16 protein-coding genes are annotated in these 17,600 nt (G+C 61.8%); 7 read left to right on the plus strand and 9 right to left on the minus strand.

The window, feature by feature from the left end:
- The first annotated feature begins 131 nt into the window (after positions 1-131).
- Both ACIOUG_RS05655 and ACIOUG_RS05660 read left to right on the plus strand, forming a co-directional pair.
- On the plus strand, positions 132-785 hold the full coding sequence (locus ACIOUG_RS05655) for a COG3650 family protein (RefSeq protein ID WP_401063213.1): 654 nt from the start codon (positions 132-134) through the stop codon (positions 783-785).
- A gap of 97 nt (positions 786-882) precedes the next feature.
- On the plus strand, positions 883-2,496 hold the full coding sequence (locus ACIOUG_RS05660) for an NAD(P)/FAD-dependent oxidoreductase (protein ID WP_401063215.1): 1,614 nt from the start codon (positions 883-885) through the stop codon (positions 2,494-2,496).
- A 139-nt stretch (positions 2,497-2,635) separates the two neighbouring features.
- On the opposite strand, the gene ACIOUG_RS05665 is transcribed toward ACIOUG_RS05660, so the two are convergent.
- A complete protein-coding gene (locus ACIOUG_RS05665; protein WP_115988076.1) occupies positions 2,636-3,730 on the minus strand; it encodes a PLP-dependent cysteine synthase family protein in 1,095 nt (364 codons plus the stop codon).
- Positions 3,731-3,901: 171 nt separating this feature from the next.
- On the opposite strand from ACIOUG_RS05665, the gene nhaA reads away from it, so the two are divergent.
- The 3 genes from nhaA to ACIOUG_RS05680 all read left to right on the plus strand — a co-directional run bounded on the left by nhaA (position 3,902) and on the right by ACIOUG_RS05680 (position 6,796).
- Positions 3,902-5,089 (plus strand): Na+/H+ antiporter NhaA, encoded by a 1,188-nt coding sequence (nhaA, locus tag ACIOUG_RS05670; protein ID WP_401063217.1) that lies wholly within the window; start codon positions 3,902-3,904, stop codon positions 5,087-5,089.
- A gap of 250 nt (positions 5,090-5,339) precedes the next feature.
- Entirely contained in the window at positions 5,340-6,533 is a 1,194-nt protein-coding gene (locus tag ACIOUG_RS05675) for an S-type pyocin domain-containing protein (protein ID WP_401063220.1), read from the plus strand.
- Between the two features lie 11 nt (positions 6,534-6,544).
- Entirely contained in the window at positions 6,545-6,796 is a 252-nt protein-coding gene (locus tag ACIOUG_RS05680) for a pyocin S6 family toxin immunity protein (protein WP_401063222.1), read from the plus strand.
- Between the two features lie 74 nt (positions 6,797-6,870).
- On the opposite strand, the gene ACIOUG_RS05685 is transcribed toward ACIOUG_RS05680, so the two are convergent.
- On the minus strand, positions 6,871-7,335 hold the full coding sequence (locus ACIOUG_RS05685) for a glycine zipper 2TM domain-containing protein (RefSeq protein ID WP_024776354.1): 465 nt from the start codon (positions 7,333-7,335) through the stop codon (positions 6,871-6,873).
- Between the two features lie 168 nt (positions 7,336-7,503).
- Here ACIOUG_RS05685 and ACIOUG_RS05690 point away from each other — a divergent pair, with 168 nt between their 5' ends.
- The gene (locus ACIOUG_RS05690; RefSeq protein WP_401063224.1) at positions 7,504-7,740 is read left to right on the plus strand and encodes a hypothetical protein; all 237 of its coding nucleotides are present in this window, start codon (positions 7,504-7,506) and stop codon (positions 7,738-7,740) included.
- 5 nt (positions 7,741-7,745) lie between these two features.
- Here ACIOUG_RS05690 and pdxH read toward each other — a convergent pair whose 3' ends face one another.
- The 5 genes from pdxH to dinG form a co-directional block, all read right to left on the minus strand.
- Positions 7,746-8,393 (minus strand): pyridoxamine 5'-phosphate oxidase, encoded by a 648-nt coding sequence (gene pdxH, locus ACIOUG_RS05695; RefSeq protein WP_401063226.1) that lies wholly within the window; start codon positions 8,391-8,393, stop codon positions 7,746-7,748.
- 24 nt (positions 8,394-8,417) lie between these two features.
- Positions 8,418-9,617, minus strand: a complete 1,200-nt coding sequence (locus ACIOUG_RS05700; protein ID WP_401063228.1) for an OmpA family protein — start codon at positions 9,615-9,617, stop codon at positions 8,418-8,420.
- Positions 9,618-9,728: 111 nt separating this feature from the next.
- The gene (locus tag ACIOUG_RS05705; protein ID WP_401063230.1) at positions 9,729-10,874 is read right to left on the minus strand and encodes a serine hydrolase domain-containing protein; all 1,146 of its coding nucleotides are present in this window, start codon (positions 10,872-10,874) and stop codon (positions 9,729-9,731) included.
- 220 nt (positions 10,875-11,094) lie between these two features.
- Positions 11,095-13,446: a beta-agarase gene (locus ACIOUG_RS05710; protein WP_401063232.1), complete on the minus strand. Its 2,352-nt coding sequence runs from the start codon at positions 13,444-13,446 to the stop codon at positions 11,095-11,097.
- A gap of 92 nt (positions 13,447-13,538) precedes the next feature.
- The gene (gene dinG / locus ACIOUG_RS05715; RefSeq protein WP_003222341.1) at positions 13,539-15,683 is read right to left on the minus strand and encodes an ATP-dependent DNA helicase DinG; all 2,145 of its coding nucleotides are present in this window, start codon (positions 15,681-15,683) and stop codon (positions 13,539-13,541) included.
- Between the two features lie 98 nt (positions 15,684-15,781).
- Between dinG and ACIOUG_RS05720 the strand changes: the two genes are divergently transcribed.
- Positions 15,782-16,246: a CopD family protein gene (locus ACIOUG_RS05720; RefSeq protein WP_401063234.1), complete on the plus strand. Its 465-nt coding sequence runs from the start codon at positions 15,782-15,784 to the stop codon at positions 16,244-16,246.
- A 180-nt stretch (positions 16,247-16,426) separates the two neighbouring features.
- On the opposite strand, the gene ACIOUG_RS05725 is transcribed toward ACIOUG_RS05720, so the two are convergent.
- Positions 16,427-17,185: a collagen-like protein gene (locus ACIOUG_RS05725; protein ID WP_401063236.1), complete on the minus strand. Its 759-nt coding sequence runs from the start codon at positions 17,183-17,185 to the stop codon at positions 16,427-16,429.
- On the minus strand, positions 17,178-17,453 hold the full coding sequence (locus ACIOUG_RS05730; RefSeq protein WP_401063238.1) for a DUF1145 domain-containing protein: 276 nt from the start codon (positions 17,451-17,453) through the stop codon (positions 17,178-17,180). Before ACIOUG_RS05730 ends, ACIOUG_RS05725 begins: the two co-directional genes overlap by 8 nt.
- Positions 17,454-17,600 lie beyond the last annotated feature (147 nt).

Consider the following 17,600-nt stretch of genomic DNA (forward strand, 5'->3'; position numbering starts at 1 on the left):
TGCCCGCACAGGTACGTCACTATGCTGGCGGGTACCGGGCAACTCAATAGCAAGCCCCGAACCGGCCACTCAAGTCTTGTGATCGACGGTCAGCCTGCGTAACGTGGCGGCACTTGTCTGGAGAGCCGAAGATGCGTGTTGCCCGTTCGTTGTTCGTTGTTGCCCTGCTGCCGTTGTTCGCCGCCTGCCAATTGCTCGATGGCCCGCGTGAAAGCGCGTCCCATGTCGGGCAGACCCGGATGCAAGGGCAGTTGACGGCGGCCGACGGCAAACTGCTGTTCCAGCCGTGTGGCGAACAGCGTCAGTACGTGGTCAATGACATCGGCGGCACCAGCGTGCTGCAAGAAGCCGCGACTCTCGTCGATCAACAGGGCAAGCTGTTTGCCGATGTGCGCGGGAAGATCGCCGGCGACCGCCTCGACCTCGGCCAGTTGTATCGCGTCGAGCGCTCCGGCACCGCATGCGATGACCCGAATTTCAAGCTGTTGATCCTGCGTGCCGCCGGCCATGGTCCCGAGTGGAACGTCAAAGTCAGCGGCAAGGGCATGGTCATCGACCGTGAAGGCCAGCCGGCGCTGGCCGTGCCTTATGTGGAAGAACAACTCGGCGACGGCCGCTTCAACCTCAGCAGCGAAGCCAACAACCAGCGCATCGAATTGTGGGTCGCGCCGCAACGCTGCGTCGACAGCAGCACCGGCAGCGTGCAGCACATGAGCGCCGAGCTGCGCATCGACGGCAAGGTCGAGCGTGGTTGCGGGTATTTCGGCGGATCGCGTAACGACTGAGCGTTTTAGCCTCACCGGATCCGGCCTTTGCGGCTTATAATCGCGGCCTTCAAACGCCCTGGCGCAGTTGTGCGCCCCGCGAATCCGGATCCTCGCCATGTTACGAATCACCGAACTCAAGCTGCCAATCGACCATCCCGAAGAAGACCTGCGTGCCGCCATCGTGCAGCGCCTGGGCATCGCTAGCGATGATTTGCTCGATTTCACCTTGTTCAAGCGCAGCTACGACGCGCGCAAAAAGTCCTCCGAACTGTGCTTCATCTACACCATCGACCTCAACGTGCGCGACGAGGCCAAGGTGCTGGGCAAGTTCGCCGACGACCGTAACGTCAACGTGGCGCCGGATGTCAGCTACAAATTCGTCGGTCAGGCGCCGAGCGACCTGAGCCAGCGCCCGATCGTGGTCGGTTTCGGCCCGTGCGGGATTTTCGCCGGACTGCTGCTGGCGCAGATGGGCTTCAAGCCGATCATCCTCGAACGCGGCACCGAAGTCCGCCAGCGCACCAAGGACACCTGGGGCCTGTGGCGTAAAAGCGTGCTCAACCCCGAGTCCAACGTGCAGTTCGGCGAAGGCGGCGCGGGCACGTTCTCCGACGGCAAACTGTACAGCCAGATCAAGGATCCGAAGTTCCTTGGCCGCAAAGTCCTGCACGAGTTCGTCAAGGCCGGCGCGCCGGAAGAAATCCTCTACGTCAGCAAACCGCACATCGGTACGTTCCGTCTGACCGGCATGGTCGAGACCATGCGTGAAGAGATCCGCGCCCTGGGTGGCGAAGTGCGCTTCCAGGAGCGCGTCACCGATGTGCTGATCGAAGACGGCCAACTGGTCGGCGTCGAACTGGCGAGCGGTGAAACACTGCATTCGAAACACGTGGTTCTGGCCCTCGGCCACAGTGCCCGTGACACCTTCCGCATGCTCCACAGCCGTGGCGTGTTCATGGAAGCCAAGCCGTTCTCGGTGGGTTTCCGCATCGAGCACCCGCAGTCGCTGATCGACCGTGCGCGGTTGGGCAAGTACGCCGGCCACCCGAAACTCGGTGCTGCCGACTACAAACTGGTGCACCACGCCAAGAACGGCCGTTCGGTCTACAGCTTCTGCATGTGCCCGGGCGGCACCGTAGTGGCGGCGACGTCCGAGCCGAACCGCGTGGTCACCAACGGCATGAGCCAGTACTCGCGTAACGAGCGCAACGCCAACTCCGGGATCGTCGTCGGCATCACCCCGGAAGTCGATTACCCGGGCGGCCCGCTGGCCGGTATCGAGTTGCAGGAGCGTCTGGAATCCCACGCGTTCATCCTCGGCGGCAGCGATTACAAGGCCCCGGCGCAACTGGTCGGCGACTTCATCAACGGCACCCCGTCGACCGAACTGGGCGAAGTCGAGCCGTCGTACAAACCGGGCGTGGCCCTGGGCGACCTGGCCCTGGCGCTGCCGGACTTTGCCATCGAAGCGATTCGTGAAGCATTGCCGGCGTTCGAGAAGCAGATTCGCGGCTACTCGTTGCATGATGCGGTGCTGACCGGGATCGAAACCCGCACCTCGTCGCCGCTGCGCATCACGCGTAACGAGTCGCTGCAGAGCATGAACGTGAAGGGCCTGTTCCCGGCGGGTGAAGGCGCGGGTTATGCCGGCGGGATTCTGTCGGCGGGTGTGGACGGGATTCGTATCGCGGAAGCAGTGGCGCGGGACATTCTCGGTCTGGAAGACTGATACCCCTGTTTTGAAGTAACAGCAACATCCTGTGGGAGCGGGCTTGCTCGCGAATGCGGTGTGTCAGTCGACGAAAATGTTGACTGACCCGACGCATTCGCGAGCAAGCCCGCTCCCACATTGGTTTCCGCGTTTGGCTTTAGATATTGGCGCGCAGTACTGTGGTTGGCAGCGACTCACCCCGTTCGGCACTCGCCGCCACCGCTGCAATCAACCCCTCCAGCTCATAGCCCTGAGCCTTCAGCCAGGCTTGATCGTAATAGGTGTCGGCATACCGCTCGCCGCCATCGCACAAAATCGCCACGATCGACCCCGACTCCCCCGCCGCTTTCATCTGTTGCGCCGCCATCAGCGCGCCGATCAGGTTCGTGCCGCTCGACCCGCCGACATGCCGTCCCAGACGCTGCGCCAGATAATGCATGGCCGCCAGCGACAAGGCGTCCGGCACCTTGACCATCGCATCAATCACCTTGGGCAGGAACGATGCTTCGACCCGCGGCCGACCAATGCCTTCAATCCGTGAGCCGCAGTCCAGTCGCAGACTGGCGTCGCCAGTCTGGTAGTAATCGAAGAACACCGAGCGCTCGGCGTCGGCGCACAACACCCGCGTGCAATGCTGGCGATAACGCACGTAACGCCCCAGGGTCGCGGTGGTGCCGCCGGTGCCGGGGCTGGAAATCAGCCAGCTCGGCTCCGGGTGCTTCTCGAAACGCATCTGCTGAAAGATCGACTCGGCAATGTTGTTGTTCGCTCGCCAGTCGGTGGCTCGCTCGGCGTAGGTGAACTGGTCGATGAAGTGGCCGCCATGCTCGCGGGCCAGACGTTCGGATTCGGCGTAAATCTGCGTCGGATCCTTTACCAGATGGCTCTGGCCACCGTAGAAAGCGATCTGCGCGATCTTCTCTTTCGAAGTGGTCGCCGGCATCACTGCAATGAACGGCAAACCGAGCATGCGCGCGAAATACGCTTCGGAAATCGCCGTCGAACCGCTGGACGCCTCGATCACCGGCGCGCCGGGCTTGAGCCAGCCGTTACACAACGCATACAGGAACAACGAGCGCGCCAGCCGATGCTTGAGGCTGCCGGTGGGATGGCTCGACTCATCCTTGAAATACAACTCGATGCCTGCAAACCCCGGCAGCGGCAAGGGGATCAGATGGGTGTCGGCGCTGCGCTGGAAGTCCGCTTCGATGATGCGGATGGCTTCGCGGGCCCACTGTCGGTTGTCGCTCATGGTCATGCTCTCATTGGATCGGGCAGGAGTGGCCTCGTCACAGGCTCAGCCACCCAGCATAGGAAAAAACCTACACGGCTCACAGATACAGCTGAGCTTCAATATATCCGCCAACTGCTAGGCTCTGTGCAAGTGCGTGTCCGACCTTTGCCCTGTAGATGGAGAGTGACCTTGCCGCTGCGCAGAACCTTCACCCGTTTCTTTCAGTTGGAAGCGGCCAGCGGCTTGCTATTGATCGCCGCCGCCATCCTCGCGCTGATCATCAACAATTCACCGCTGTCGTGGCTGTACACCGGCCTGCTCGACACCCCGGTGGTGGCACAGGTCGGTGCGTTGAAGATCGCCAAGCCGCTGCTGTTGTGGATCAACGACGGGCTGATGGCGCTGTTCTTCCTGCTGATCGGTCTGGAAGTGAAGCGCGAGGTGCTCGACGGGCAGCTGTCGAAACCGTCGCAGATTGTCCTGCCCGGCGCCGCAGCGATTGGCGGCATGGTCGTGCCGGCGCTGATCTACTGGCTGCTCAACCGTGATAACCCGCCAGCCCTGAACGGTTGGGCGATTCCCACCGCCACCGACATCGCTTTCGCGCTCGGTGTGCTGGCGCTGCTGGGCAAGCGCGTGCCGGTGTCGCTGAAACTGTTCCTCATGACCCTGGCGATCATCGACGACCTTGGCGCCATCGTGATCATTGCGATCTTTTACTCCGGCGAACTCTCTACCCTGTCGCTGGGCCTGGCGGCGGCGTGCATTGCGGCGCTGGTGGCGATGAACCGGCTCGGGGTGGTCAAGCTCGGGCCGTACATGATTGTTGGTTTGATCCTGTGGGTGTGCGTGCTCAAGAGCGGCGTCCACGCAACGCTGGCCGGGGTCACGCTGGCGTTCTGCATTCCGCTGCGCAGCAAAAATGCCGAACCCTCGCCGCTGATGACCCTCGAGCACGCGCTGCATCCGTGGGTGGCCTACGGCATTCTGCCGCTGTTCGCCTTCGCCAACGCCGGGCTGTCGCTGAGTGGGGTGACCGTCGAAAGCTTCACCCATCACGTCCCCATGGGTATCGCCATCGGCCTGCTGCTGGGCAAGACCGTCGGCGTGTTCGGCCTGACCTGGCTGGCGGTAAAAATCGGCATCGCCGCCCTGCCCCAAGGTGCCAACTGGGGTCAGGTGCTGGGCGTGGCGATCCTCTGCGGCATCGGTTTCACCATGAGCCTGTTTGTCGGCTCGTTGGCCTTTGAGCCGGGCGTGAGCGACTACGCCGGGATGGACCGGATGGGCATTCTGACCGGTTCGATTCTGGCGGCGTTGATCGGGTATGCGGTGACGGCGGCGGCGAGTCGCCGGAGAACCGATCTACCTGCATAGAACACCTGTGATTGGGATTTTGTGGCGAGGGAGCTTGCTCCCGCTGGAGCGCGAAGCGATCCCGATATCCCGGTTCTGCTGCGCAGCCCAGCGGGAGCAAGCTCCCTCGCCACAAATTCAGGCTCGCCTGAAAACCAGCGAACAATCCCCTCTTCAATAGCGACGCGTCCTACAGCCACCCTCTGCCTACTTCGTTAACGTCGCACAGCCCTTTCGAAGGGTTGTCGATGGATGAACGAAAGGACGCTCAGTGGCTCGCAACAAGGACATTCCCCGGGTTCCCAACCCACCGGCAGGCGACGGTCATCACGTCACATACCGCTACATGACGGCCACCGAACTGGCCGAGCGCGAAGCCCGACAAAATGCATACGACGCCATGCTGGCGCGGCAGGAGGCCTTCGAGCGCAGCCGCGAGATGGTGGCCAAAAAACCTGATCCGGTGCGCGCCGGCTGCGTGTTCGCCAAGTCCTGCAAATTGCCGGACGCGATCATCGACTACGCAAATCCTTCGGGGATGGTGCCAACCGACAGCCTCAAGGATTACGGCGAGCTGATCCTGCTTGGCGCTCGCGAAAGCGATGCAACCGGCGGCGTTGCCCTGAAGAAAATCGGCGCCACCGCGATTCCCGCCGGGCTGGGCAGTTTCGCCTTGGCCGGCGCCGCGTTCGAAGCGCTACCCGCCATTGCCGCCGGAACGGCCGCCGCCACCCTGGCAGGCCTGGTGGCGCTGCTCATGCCTTCCAGCCTCGGCGACAGCGCGCTCTATAGCGACGAGCAACTGCGCAGCCTCAAACAGGCCCGCACCCGCGTGCGTCTGCGCGTCGAACAACAAGCCGATGGCAGCCTCAGGGGCTACGGTTTCTACACCGGCAGGAATCGCGATTGGGAAATGGTCGATGTCGTGCAGTTCTCCGCGCGCGGCAACCGGTTCGTCGCCGACCTTGGGGAAGGCGTCGAACTGCTCTGGACGCCGGCGGTGGATGGTTCCGACATTCTCGGCATTCCGGCGCTGGAGGCCGCTCCGCAGGCGCCGCATATCTGGGTGTACCCACCGACGAAAGCGGCGGACGGGATTCTGGTGAACCCGGTTTATCCGCCGGATTATCGGGATTTCATTCTGGTGTTTCCGGCGGATTCGGGGGTTAAGCCGGTTTACATTGTGCTCAGTCGAGCTCGCGATCATGCCTACTACGATCACCCAAAGACTCTACCTGCGTTTCCCGATGCAGTCAGAGTGAAGTCCAAGTCATCGGTTCAGGGGGGAGGAAAGCGGCGAGCACGCTGGGTAGACCGCAAAGGTCGGATCTATGAATGGGATTACAAAAGCAATGCTGTAGAAAAATACGACAAACTGGGAACCACTCATTTGGGTGAGTTCAATCATATTACTGGTGAACAAACCGGGCCTGCCGAGCCGGATAGAAGAACCTCTAGAAATTAAGGGACCAACGTATGCGTTACCTTTCAATAACTGGATTTTACCCTGATGAAATACAAGACAACTCGCTACAGTTTGAAATGGATATCAACGGTAGCGAAATGAATGACAAGGTTGCACAGCTCATTGAATCCAAACCGCTTAGCGAGCTGGAACCTGGAGAGTTGTTATTGAGCCAAGATCAAGTGAGCGCATTAGAGGCCCTTCTGAACGTCAACTTCCCAAAGGGTCTGGAGTATTTTATGGGCACCTGTGCCCAGCAATGAGCATGCAAATTGAAACAAACAAAAAACCCCGACCAGTCACCTGATCGGGGTTTTCTTTTACCGCTCTTTCTCGCTTAGTGCGAAACGCGGCTGGTGCCACCGACGGTGGAGATGCGCACGCGCTCACCGACACGGAACACTTCGTTTTCCTGAACCTGTTGCACGTAGGCGCGCATGCTGCCGTCGTCTTCGCGCACGGTGATTTCCACACCTTGGGTACGGGTCAGGCCTTCTTCGGTGGCCGAACCGATCAGACCACCGGCCACGGCGCCGATGACCGCAGCCACGATGCTGCCTCTGCCGCCACCGATGGCGCTGCCGCCGACACCGCCGACCACTGCGCCTGCAGCGCCGCCGATCGGGGTCTTGGTACCTTCGATTTTCACCGGACGCAGGGATTCGATGGTGCCCATGCGAATCGTCTGCACACGACGCGCTTCGTCACGGGAGTAGGAGTCACCGGTCAGGCTCGACTGGCAGCCGGTCAGCAACATCGCCATCGTGGAAAAGGAAGCAACCAGCAGAACAGACTTACGCATAGCATCAACTCCAAAGGAACATTTATTCATTAAACCCCGCTGCTTGACGCCTGTCACGACACAGCCCGGATAAACTTGATTTTATTCAGGCCCGGTACAGGCACCTGTAGACCCACCCAACAGTAGCGCCAAATCGCCAAACCTGCCCCGCAGCCCCAAGGATTTTTCATGGATTACCTGATCGTTTTCGTCACCACCGTCGCCGGTTTGTACTTCCACGGGTGGCTGTACGTACGGATCAGACGCTGGATGGACCGTGATCTGGCGCTATCCCTGGCTGGCAAGGACGAAGGCAAACGCACCTTCATGCTCGAACAACTGGCAGATGCACGGGCGCAGAAGGTCAAGCGTCGGGACCTGCCGCAGTGGCTTGAGGCCGCTGCGGCAGGCTATCTCGCTCGGTAGACTGCTTAAGGCGCCAGACGTTCAAGAATCCAGTCGGCACCCTGTTGACGATAGTTCAGGCGATCATGCAGACGACTTGGACGGCCCTGCCAGAACTCGATGCGCTCGGGCAGCAGGCGATAACCGCCCCAGTGTTGCGGGCAATCCGGCTGGGTATCGCTGAAGCGCTGCTCAGTCGCCTTGAGCAAATCCTCAAGCTCGCCACGCCCGTTGATCACCCGGCTCTGCGGCGAGGCCCAGGCGCCGAGACGGCTGCCCAGCGGCCTAACCTGATAATACGCGTCGGACTCTTCAGGCGTGACCTTCACCACACGCCCTTCGATGCGCACCTGACGTTCCAGGGTTGGCCAGAAAAAGGTCATGGCGGCAAACGGATTGGCCGCCAGCTGCTGGCCCTTGGCGCTGTCGTAGTTGGTGAAGAAGGTGAAGCCCTGTGCGTCCAGGCCCTTGAGCAGCAGAATGCGGCAATGCGGCCGCCCGGCTGGATCCACCGTGGCCAGGGTCATGGCGTTGGCTTCCACTGGCGCCTGTTCGGTTTTCACCGCGTCGGCAAACCACTGGTGGAACAGCGCGAACGGCTCGGCCGGGGCTTGCGCCTCGGTCAGTCCGTCCCGGGTGTAATCACGACGCATATCTGCCAGAGCCTGGGTCACGGCGCATTCCTTTTCGTTAGCGGATTACTGCTTGGCGGCCGCGGTGTCGGCGACTTTCTTGTCGCTTGCCGCCGCTTTGGCCGGCTCGGTTTTCTTCGCTGGCGTCTTGGCCGGAGCCTTCTTCGCAGGAGCCTTGGCCGCGGCTTTTTTCGCTGCAGCCTTTTTAGTGGCCGGCGCTGCGGCTTTCTTCGCGGCAGGTGCTGGCGTTGCCGGTTTGGCGACATCCTGCGCAGCAACCAGAGTTGCTGGGACCGGTGCCGGAGCCGGCATGTTGTACTTGCTCAACAGCGCGACCATGGTGTTCTGCGGTGTCACCAGCAGCTCGATACGGCGGTTCAGGGCACGGCCCTCGGCGCTGTCGTTAGCGGCGCGCGGAGCATCGGCACCCAGGCCGCGCAACATCAGGCGGTCGCGTTGCAGGCCGCTGAGACGGAAGATCGCGGCCACCGACTGAGCGCGTTCCAGGCTGAGCTTGGTGTTATCTGCAGCGACGCCCGAGCTGTCGCTGTGACCGAGTACCAGGATCGCCGTTTTCGGATCGGCTTCGAGGATCTTGGCGACGTTGGTGAACGGGCTCAGGGTCACCGGCAACAGCATGGCCGGACGTTTCGGGTTGAACGAGCCTTCTACCGGTGCAATCAGCACCAGCACGTTCTCACGACGTTCGAACTGCAGGTTGCTGCCTTTGATGGCGGCACGCAGACGCGGCTCATAATCGTCAAGCCAGGCTTGAGTGACTTTCGGATCCGGCATCGGTACGGCTTTGGCGGCAACCTGATCCTTGGCAGTGCTCTGCTGCTTGCTGAACGGCCACCACCACTTGGTGCCTGTGTCAGCGTCGGCTTTGGCGACCACAGCCGGTTTGGCTTCAGGTTTGGCCTCAGGCTTCACTTCTGCTTTGACGTCGGATTTCACATCAGCCTTGGCGGCCGATTTGTCGGAACCGCCGAACGGCCAGTACCAAGGGCTGCTGCTTTCCGCCTTGGCCACAGGGGCCGTGGCGGCTGGCTTCAGCGGGGCTGGGGCTGGAGCTGCCGCTGGAGCCGGTGCCTTTGCAGATGCTGTCGCTGGCGCAGGAGCTGGTGCCGATGCAGGATCTTTGGCCGCCGCTTTATCCGAAGAGCCGAACGACCACCAACTGCCGTCCGCATCATTTTTGGGGGTCTGTGCACAACCGGTAATCGCAACACACAGGGCCAGGGCAAGAGTGTTTTTATATGACATTGAAAATCCCCAACATGAAGTAATTAAATCTGAGCTCTTTTGCCCGGATAAATAGATGTTTTGCATCGAAAAACCAAAACAGGCTCCAATCCTGGAGCCTGAAGTAAAGTATTACAGACAAGTAGCAAGTACCCGCGCCAGTTTCTGCGCACGCGGGTCCATCAAGACGTACGGACCCAGGGTATTTGTCACAAAACCAAAAGCAACATCGTGCTCCGGGTCTGCAAATCCGATGGAACCCCCGGCGCCCGGATGGCCAAACGCCCGGGGGCCCAGGCCATAAGTAGCGTTCGGCACATCGGGTTGATCAAGCATGCAGCCCAAACCAAAACGGGTTCGGGTCAGCAGGGTCTTGTCTTCGCCGAGGCTATGTTCGCGAGTCAGCTCGTCGAGCATTTCGCCATCGAGCAGGCTGCCGTCGAGCAATCCGGCGTAGAAACCCGCCAGGCTGCGCGCGTTGCCGTGGCCATTGGCCGCCGGTTGCTGCATGCGTCGCCATTCCGGTTTGTTGGTACTGGTGAGTACCGACGGCGGATTGGTGAAAGCCCGAGTGGTCATCGCTGTAGGCTCACGCATGGTCACCTGTAACAGGCGCTGTGCCGCCGCATCGCCGACATTGCCCTTGCCCCGGGCGATGTGCGCCACGCGGTAAAACTCCTCGTCAGCCAGACCGACGTGAAAATCCAGACCCAATGGCTTGGCCACGCGAGCCACGATCGAATCGCCCGGCCCGCGACCGTCTGCGCGGCGCAACAACTCGCCGATCAGCCAGCCGTAGGTGATTGCTGCGTACCCGTGCCCCTCGCCCGGCGTCCACCACGGTGCTTCGGCCGCCAGGGCATCGACCATGGTTTGCCAGTCATACAGGGCTTCGGGGGCGAGCAGTTCACGCAGGGCCGGCAGTCCGGCCCGATGGCTGAGCAATTGACGCAGGGTCACCGCTTCCTTGCCGGCCGCCGCAAATTCCGGCCAGTAACGGGCGACCGGAACATCCAGTTGCAGTTTGCCCTCGGCCACCAGTTGCAGTGCCGTGACCGCGGTGAAAGTCTTGGTGCAAGAGAACAGATTGGCGATGGTGTCGCTGTGCCAGGCCTCGGTGCCGTCCTTGTCGGCGGTACCGGACCAGAGGTCGAGGACGGTTTCTCCGCCGACCTTGATGCACAGGGCTGCGCCGCGTTCCTGGGGATCGTCGAACAGTGCCGCGAATGCCTCGCGCACCGCTTCGAATTGAAGCTCGTAATGTCCCTGAATCTGCACCCGCAACTCCCCCGCAAAACACGCTACAAATTGGTCGGCATTGTTCCAGCCCTTGAGGGTTTTGGGAACAGCCGCAGGCCAGACGGTTATATTGAAATTTCCGCCGAGACATCTGACGCCTTCGCGAGCAAGCCCGCTCCCACCAAAGGATCCGGATAGATTCCAAGATCCAGTATGGCAGCGGGCTTGCTCGCGAAGAACGATGCCGCAGTATCAGATTCTAGTGACCATTACCGGAGTGCCCGCCCGCATGCCCGGCCCCCGGACCTTTTCCGGCTTCACCCTTGCGGCCGCCTTCAGCTTCATGCCCCGGCGCAGCGGCTTTTTCGGCTTCTTTGCCCAACTGATCCAGCGCCTGCAGGTTGCTCTTGCGTACGGTCTCGACAAAACCCTGATACGGCAGATCGGTGATCCCCACCAGACCGAAGTGGCCATTCTCGCCATCGAGCAGACGACCGGTCACTGGTTGATCCAGATACTGGAACCAGTGCACGCCGACAATCGACGGTTCGCTCAAGGCCTGTTTGAGGAAGTTGGCATAGGCCGGACCGCGATCTTCTTCCTTGGCCAATGGGGTAACGCCGCCCCAGAACGGGCCACGATCACTGGAGCCGAAGTTGAATTCGGTGATCAACACCGGTTTGTCCAGAGCCTTCAACGCGGCGAAGTCATAGCCGTCCTGCGGCTTGAGGGTGTACATGTTGAAACTCAGCACGTCGCAATACTGCGCACAGGCGGCCACCGCTTCCGGGTTGCTGATGGCGAAGCGACCGCCGAGCAGCAATTGATTCGGCGCATGCCATTTCAGCGAGTCGGAGATGGTCTTGAAGTAGGTATCGGCGAAGACCTTCTGGAAATATTTGAAGTCGTTTTCGATTTCCGGATGCTCCGGATTCGGCAGCGGCGGCACGAAACCCGGGTCTTCCATCAACTCCCACGCCGGCAGATCAATGCCCCACGCCTTCGATAAGCCCGCCTGATTGCGGTACTTGTCGCGCAGCTGCTTGAGGAACGCACGCTTGGCCGGCACGTCGGTGGTCAGTTTCAGCGTGCCGTAAGCCAATGCGTAGCGCGATTTCGGATCATCGCCGGGACCGGCCCAGGCCAGTTCGTTGTCGGCAAAATAGCCGATCAGCCACGGATCATCGCGGTGATCCCGGGCGGCAATGGCCACGGCACGCTCGGTGGCCATGGCGAAACGCGGGTCGAACGGGTCAGGCATGCCGCCCCACCAGTCGCTGCCGGTGCTGATGCTGGTGTAGTCGCCGACGATCGACAGCGGCAAGGTGTACGGCACCCGCTCGGCATCGGCGAGGGCGTCGGCACTCCAGTTGCCCACGGTGTTGAAGCCCCAGGCTTGCAGGCGATCGAGGGTGTGCGTGGCCCACTTCTGCTGATCGACCGTGGCCTTGCACGGCGCGGCGCTCACTGGCTCGGCTGGCGGTTCGGGATGCGCCGGCGCTGCACAAGGTTCGCCGTACAGGCGTTGCAGGTTGGCGCCATAGAAATCGTACCAGCGACCGTTGCCGTAGCCACGGCCCTGGTCGGCACCGTTGCCGCCACGGTTGTCACCGTCGCCAAAATGACTGGCGAGTGGCTCGCCAGGCTTGGGCAGGGATTCGAACATGTACTCGCGACCGGCCACATAGGTCTGGTTGACCTGCGGGCTGACGGTGTTGACCCCGAGTGAATAGAACGGATGCCCTTCCGGCGTCACCAGATACCAGCGACCGTCACGCTTTTCCGTGCGGAAAAAGCCGCTGGCCTTGAACGCCGGGCCTTTGTCCCAGCCGCCGAACTTGTCCAGCGAGGACTTTTCGCGCTCGGCCAACCAGGTTTTCAGCTGTTGCTCTTCCTTGGTGGCGGCGGATTTCAGTTGTTCGTCGTTGCTGATTTTTTCCGGCCACTTGCTGCGGGTCGACTGCCCGTAAGCGTCGACCAGATTGCCGTACACGGCCTGGTTCACGGCATCGCCGTCCTGCACGCCGAAGCGCTCGAGCAGCAGGCTTTGAGCGGCTTTCGGCTGATCCATCCACAGGCTCACCGACACCACCTGGCTGCGGTCCAGCTCACCGCTGCTGCTGGCCAGCAGAATCCGCTGGCCATCGACGGTCATCGGCATCGGCGGCCCGGCCTTCATGCCCTGGCTCAGCGGCGAAGTTGCCACCAGCGGCACCAGCAGGGTTTGCGCGGGACCGGCCGGCAGATCGACGCGGCTGGTCAGCGTCTGGCCGTTGTTGCTCTGGATTTGCACGTAGACCGTCACGGCCCAGTTCATCGCGCTCTGCAGACGCAGGCTCATCATGCCCGACTGCGACCAGTCCCAGGCGCCGGTTTGCGGAGTCAGGCGCAAGGTCGGACGGGCTACCGGGTTGAACGTCACCCGACGCAGCACTTCACCTTCCGGGGTTTGCTCGGCGTTGGCTTGTGGCAGGTCAGTGTTTTCGGTGACGACTTTCACCACGTCGGCAGGACGGACGAAGTTGAACAGGGTCTGCTGCCCGGCAGGCGCCGCCAGCAACGGGGCGGCGAAGATCAAGGCAAATACGGCAGGCAACGAGCGGCGAATCATAAGAACGGAGTTCTCCCTAACGACCAAAAGGCCAATGGAAAAGCATGGCAGAGAGATAGACAGCGCGGCGGGCAAAACTGCCCACCGTTGTCTCAGGATATTTCACGACGGAATGGCGGCAACGCATTGAGGATCGCCTTGCCGTAGCGCTGGGTGACCAGCCGCCGATCGAGCAAGGTGATGGTGCCGCGGTCTTCTTCGGTACGCAGCAGACGCCCGCAGGCCTGGACCAGTTTCAGCGAAGCATCGGGCACCGAGATTTCCATGAACGGATTGCCGCCCCGGGCTTCGATCCACTCCGACAGCGCCGCCTCGACCGGATCGTCCGGCACCGAGAACGGGATCTTGGCGATCACCACGTGCTCGCAGTAGGCCCCCGGCAAGTCCACGCCTTCGGCGAAACTGGCGAGGCCGAACAGCACGCTGGAATCGCCGCCATCGACCCGCGCCTTGTGCTTGTTCAGGGTTTCCTGTTTCGACAGGTTGCCTTGAATGAACACTTGCTTGCGCCAGTCGCGGTCGAGACCGTCGAACACGTCCTGCATCTGTTTGCGCGAAGAAAACAGCACCAGCGTGCCGCGCGAGCCTTCGACCAGATCCGGCAACTCGCGGATGATCGCGGCAGTGTGAGCCGCAGCGTCACGCGGGTCGGCCTTCAGATCGGGCACCCGCAGCACACCGGCGTCGGCGTGATGGAACGGGCTCGGCACCACCGCGGTGACGGCTTTTTTCGGCAGGCCGGCGCGCATGCGGAAACGGTCGAAGGTGCCCAGCGCGGTCAGGGTCGCCGACGTCACCAGGCAGCCGTAGGCCACGTTCCACAGGCTGCGACGCAAGGTTTCTGCGGCGAGAATCGGGCTGGCGTTGACCTCGATGTCGAACAGCGAACCGCTTTCGGCCAGCGTCAGCCAGCGGGCCATCGGCGGGCTGTCTTCCGGGTCTTCGGCGGTGAACGCGGTCCACAACTCCCAGTTGCCCGAGGCCCGGGACAACAGGCTGCCGAACAGTGGGTACCACTCCTCGGCCTGATTGCTGGCGATGCCGATGTTGACCTCGCCGTCCATGCCTTCCTTGAGCAGGTCGGTCAGACGGGTGAACAGATCGTTGAGCCGCGAGTAGCCCTTCTTCAGCTCGATGCCCATCTCGCGCATGTGCTCGGGAATCACCCCGCCAACGAAACGATGGCGTGGCCGCTCGCGACCTTCGACGTCTTCGCCGGGTTTGAAATCGGCAATCTGCTCGCACGCGGTAAACATGAACTGCTGCTGGGTCTTGATCTCCCGCGCCAGCTCGGGCACTTGCTCGATCAGCTTGCCGAGATCCCCCGGCAACGGATGCTGGGCCAGCAGTTTGGTGAGGTTCTTGGCGGTGGTTTCCAGCCAGTCGGCCGTGGAACGCAGGCGCGTGTAGTGGGCGAAATGGCCGATGGCCTTGTCCGGCAGGTGATGGCCTTCGTCGAACACGTAAATGGTGTCGCGCGGATCCGGCAGAACCGCACCGCCGCCGAGCGCCAGGTCAGCCAACACCATGTCGTGGTTGGTGACGATGACGTCGACTTTGCCCATGCCTTCGCGCGCCTTGTAGAAGGCGCACTGGCCGAAGTTCGGGCAATGACGGTTGGTGCACTGGCTGTGATCGGTGGTCAGGCGCGCCCAGTCGGCGTCTTCCAGCGCGTTGGGCCAGCTGTCGCGGTCGCCGTCCCATTTATTGCCGGCAAGCTTTTCGATCATGCTGGTGAACAGCTTCTGACTGGCCTCGTCGACCTCGATCTTGAAGCCTTCTTCTTCGAACAGTTGCGCAGTGGCGGTTTGCGCGTGGCCCTCCTGCAACAACATGTCGAGCTTGGACAGGCACATGTAGCGGCCACGGCCCTTGGCCAGCGCGAAACTGAAGTTCAGCCCGCTGTTGCGCATCAGGTCGGGCAAATCCTTGTAGACGATCTGCTCTTGCAGGGCCACGGTCGCGGTGGCGATCACCAGGCGCTTGCCGGCGAGCTTCGCCGTGGGGATTGCCGCCAGGCTGTAGGCCACGGTCTTGCCGGTACCGGTGCCGGCTTCCACCGCGACAATCGCCGGGTCGCCACTGCGCCGGCCTTCGTCGTCGGTGTCGATATCCCCGAGGACTTTGGCGATTTCAGCGATCATCAGACGCTGGCCGTAACGCGGTTTGAGGCTCTTGGCTTCAAGAAAACGCGAATAGGCGCCCTGGATCGTGGTTTTGAGTTCAGTGCTGATCATTGAATGTCGGGCGTAAAAACGCTGGATAAATTTTCAGTAGTTCGGATCGGCCGCTATCATACCCCGCTAATCAGTCCCGCGCAGAACGGAGTACCCCAATGACACCTTTTAGCCTCGTTTATCCACTGCATGTCCTGTCCGCCCTGGTCTGGGTCGGCGGCATGTTTTTCGCCTGGATGGTCCTGCGCCCGGCGGCGATGAAGGCGCTCGACGGCCCCGCCCGCCTGACCTTGTGGGTGGAAGTGTTTCAAGGTTTTTTCCGCTGGGTCTGGGTCGCGGTGATCCTGCTGCCGATCAGCGGTGTCGGCATGTTGCATTTGCAGCAAGTGGGCTTTGAGACCGCGCCGAAGTACGTGCAGGTGATGATAGGGCTGTATGTGGTGATGACGGCCCTGTTTATCCGGATTCAGGGTTTGATGCTGCCGGAGTTGCGCAGAGCGGTGGAGGCGCAAGACTGGCCGGCGGGTGCCGCGGTGCTGGGGCGGATTCGCCGGGTGGTGGGGATCAACCTGATTGTCGGGTTGGTGCTGGTGGCGATCGCGGCGGCGCGGCCGATGTTCTGACCCACCCCATTTTTTTGCGCTGTGAACACTGTTGTGGTGAGGGGATTTATCCCCGATGGCGCGCGAAGCGGCCCCAAATCAGCTGACGCGTTCAATCTGAAGAAACGCGGTATCTGGAGTGGGCTGCTTCGCAGCCCATCGGGGATGAATCCCCTCACCACAATTAAGAAATACGGTGTTTTACAGGCGCTGCACGGTCACCGCACCCGCCGCCCCCACCGGCCCTGGCTGACCATCAGTCCCGGCCTTGCCGTTCTTGCCACCATCGGCGCGATACACCAGGCAACCTTTCGACTTGCCGCCCTTGCCGGCCTTGCCGCCAACACCCGCCGGGCCTCCAGCGCCACCCGCGACGTTGACCTTGATCAGCTCGGCCGGAAAATCCCGTGGCACTTCGAGGCGTACCAGTGCCCCCGGTGCGCCCGGCTGACCGTCGCTGCCATTGCTGCCGTCAAAACCGTGCCCGGCCGAGCCATAGGTGCAGCCCGGATCTTCACCGTTGCCACCATCCAGACCGACAAAACCCGGCGCCCCGGTGCCGCCACGGGCATCCACCAACAGTTGCGGCGCATTCAGCGCCTTGAATTGCAGGTTCAGATTACGCCCGGCGCGCGCCGCTTTTTCGTAAGTGCCTGGCGCGCCGCGTGCAGTGATCTGGCTGCCATCACCCAGCTCTGCGCGAATAACCTTCAAGTCCAGCGCCTGTTCGCCCGGGACGATCGCGATGCGCGCTTCGTGGCCCAGGCGCAATTCGCCGACATTGAGCTCGGTCACGTTCGCCGGAATCAGCAGCGTGCCGTAATCGGCGACTTCGAGTTTTTCCAGCTGCAACGTGCTGGCATTGCTGGGCAGGCGCATCAGGGAGTTGGTTTCGACACTGACCACCTGGGCGCAGGCCAGGGGACTGATGAATGCAGCGAGCAGGCAAAGTTTACGCATGGGAAGAAGCCTCCGGAGCGGCCGGGGCCGGGATGGTTTGCAGGTGGAAAACGCCGAACAGCAGGATACGCAGACGGTCACGCCACGGGTTGGCGCGCCCCTTGAGGCGCGAGAACAGCAATTCGAGTACATGCAGCGCCAGCAGCAAGGCACCGGCCAGATTGACCAGCAAATGCAGCGGATGCACAAACGGCATCAGCAGATTGACCACCACCACGCACCAGAACAGCAGGGTCAGCAACCGCCCCAGCCCCCAGAAAACCTTCATACGCTCCCCCGTCTCGGAATTATTCTTTGGGCGCACAGTAACGGCTTACGCGGGGGATAAGCCAGAGGGGCAAAAGAAAAAACTTTTGTCAGTCGTCGGATCGCTGCCGGATCGACGATGATCGTCGACCGGCAGCTCTAGCCTGCG

Source organism: Pseudomonas sp. NPDC087803 (assembly GCF_044742995.1).
GTDB lineage: Bacteria > Pseudomonadota > Gammaproteobacteria > Pseudomonadales > Pseudomonadaceae > Aquipseudomonas.

What these genes read in the sequence shown, in the direction of transcription:
- ACIOUG_RS05655 (WP_401063213.1), top strand. Translation starts at nt 132, where the DNA reads ATGCGTGTTGCCCGTTCGTTGTTCGTTGTTGCCCTGCTGCCGTTGTTC.
- ACIOUG_RS05660 (WP_401063215.1), top strand. Translation starts at nt 883, where the DNA reads ATGTTACGAATCACCGAACTCAAGCTGCCAATCGACCATCCCGAAGAA.
- ACIOUG_RS05665 (WP_115988076.1), bottom strand. Translation starts at nt 3,730, where the DNA reads ATGAGCGACAACCGACAGTGGGCCCGCGAAGCCATCCGCATCATCGAA.
- ACIOUG_RS05680 (WP_401063222.1), top strand. Translation starts at nt 6,545, where the DNA reads ATGCGTTACCTTTCAATAACTGGATTTTACCCTGATGAAATACAAGAC.
- ACIOUG_RS05685 (WP_024776354.1), bottom strand. Translation starts at nt 7,335, where the DNA reads ATGCGTAAGTCTGTTCTGCTGGTTGCTTCCTTTTCCACGATGGCGATG.
- ACIOUG_RS05690 (WP_401063224.1), top strand. Translation starts at nt 7,504, where the DNA reads ATGGATTACCTGATCGTTTTCGTCACCACCGTCGCCGGTTTGTACTTC.
- ACIOUG_RS05700 (WP_401063228.1), bottom strand. Translation starts at nt 9,617, where the DNA reads ATGTCATATAAAAACACTCTTGCCCTGGCCCTGTGTGTTGCGATTACC.
- ACIOUG_RS05710 (WP_401063232.1), bottom strand. Translation starts at nt 13,446, where the DNA reads ATGATTCGCCGCTCGTTGCCTGCCGTATTTGCCTTGATCTTCGCCGCC.
- dinG (WP_003222341.1), bottom strand. Translation starts at nt 15,683, where the DNA reads ATGATCAGCACTGAACTCAAAACCACGATCCAGGGCGCCTATTCGCGT.
- ACIOUG_RS05720 (WP_401063234.1), top strand. Translation starts at nt 15,782, where the DNA reads ATGACACCTTTTAGCCTCGTTTATCCACTGCATGTCCTGTCCGCCCTG.
- ACIOUG_RS05725 (WP_401063236.1), bottom strand. Translation starts at nt 17,185, where the DNA reads ATGCGTAAACTTTGCCTGCTCGCTGCATTCATCAGTCCCCTGGCCTGC.
- ACIOUG_RS05730 (WP_401063238.1), bottom strand. Translation starts at nt 17,453, where the DNA reads ATGAAGGTTTTCTGGGGGCTGGGGCGGTTGCTGACCCTGCTGTTCTGG.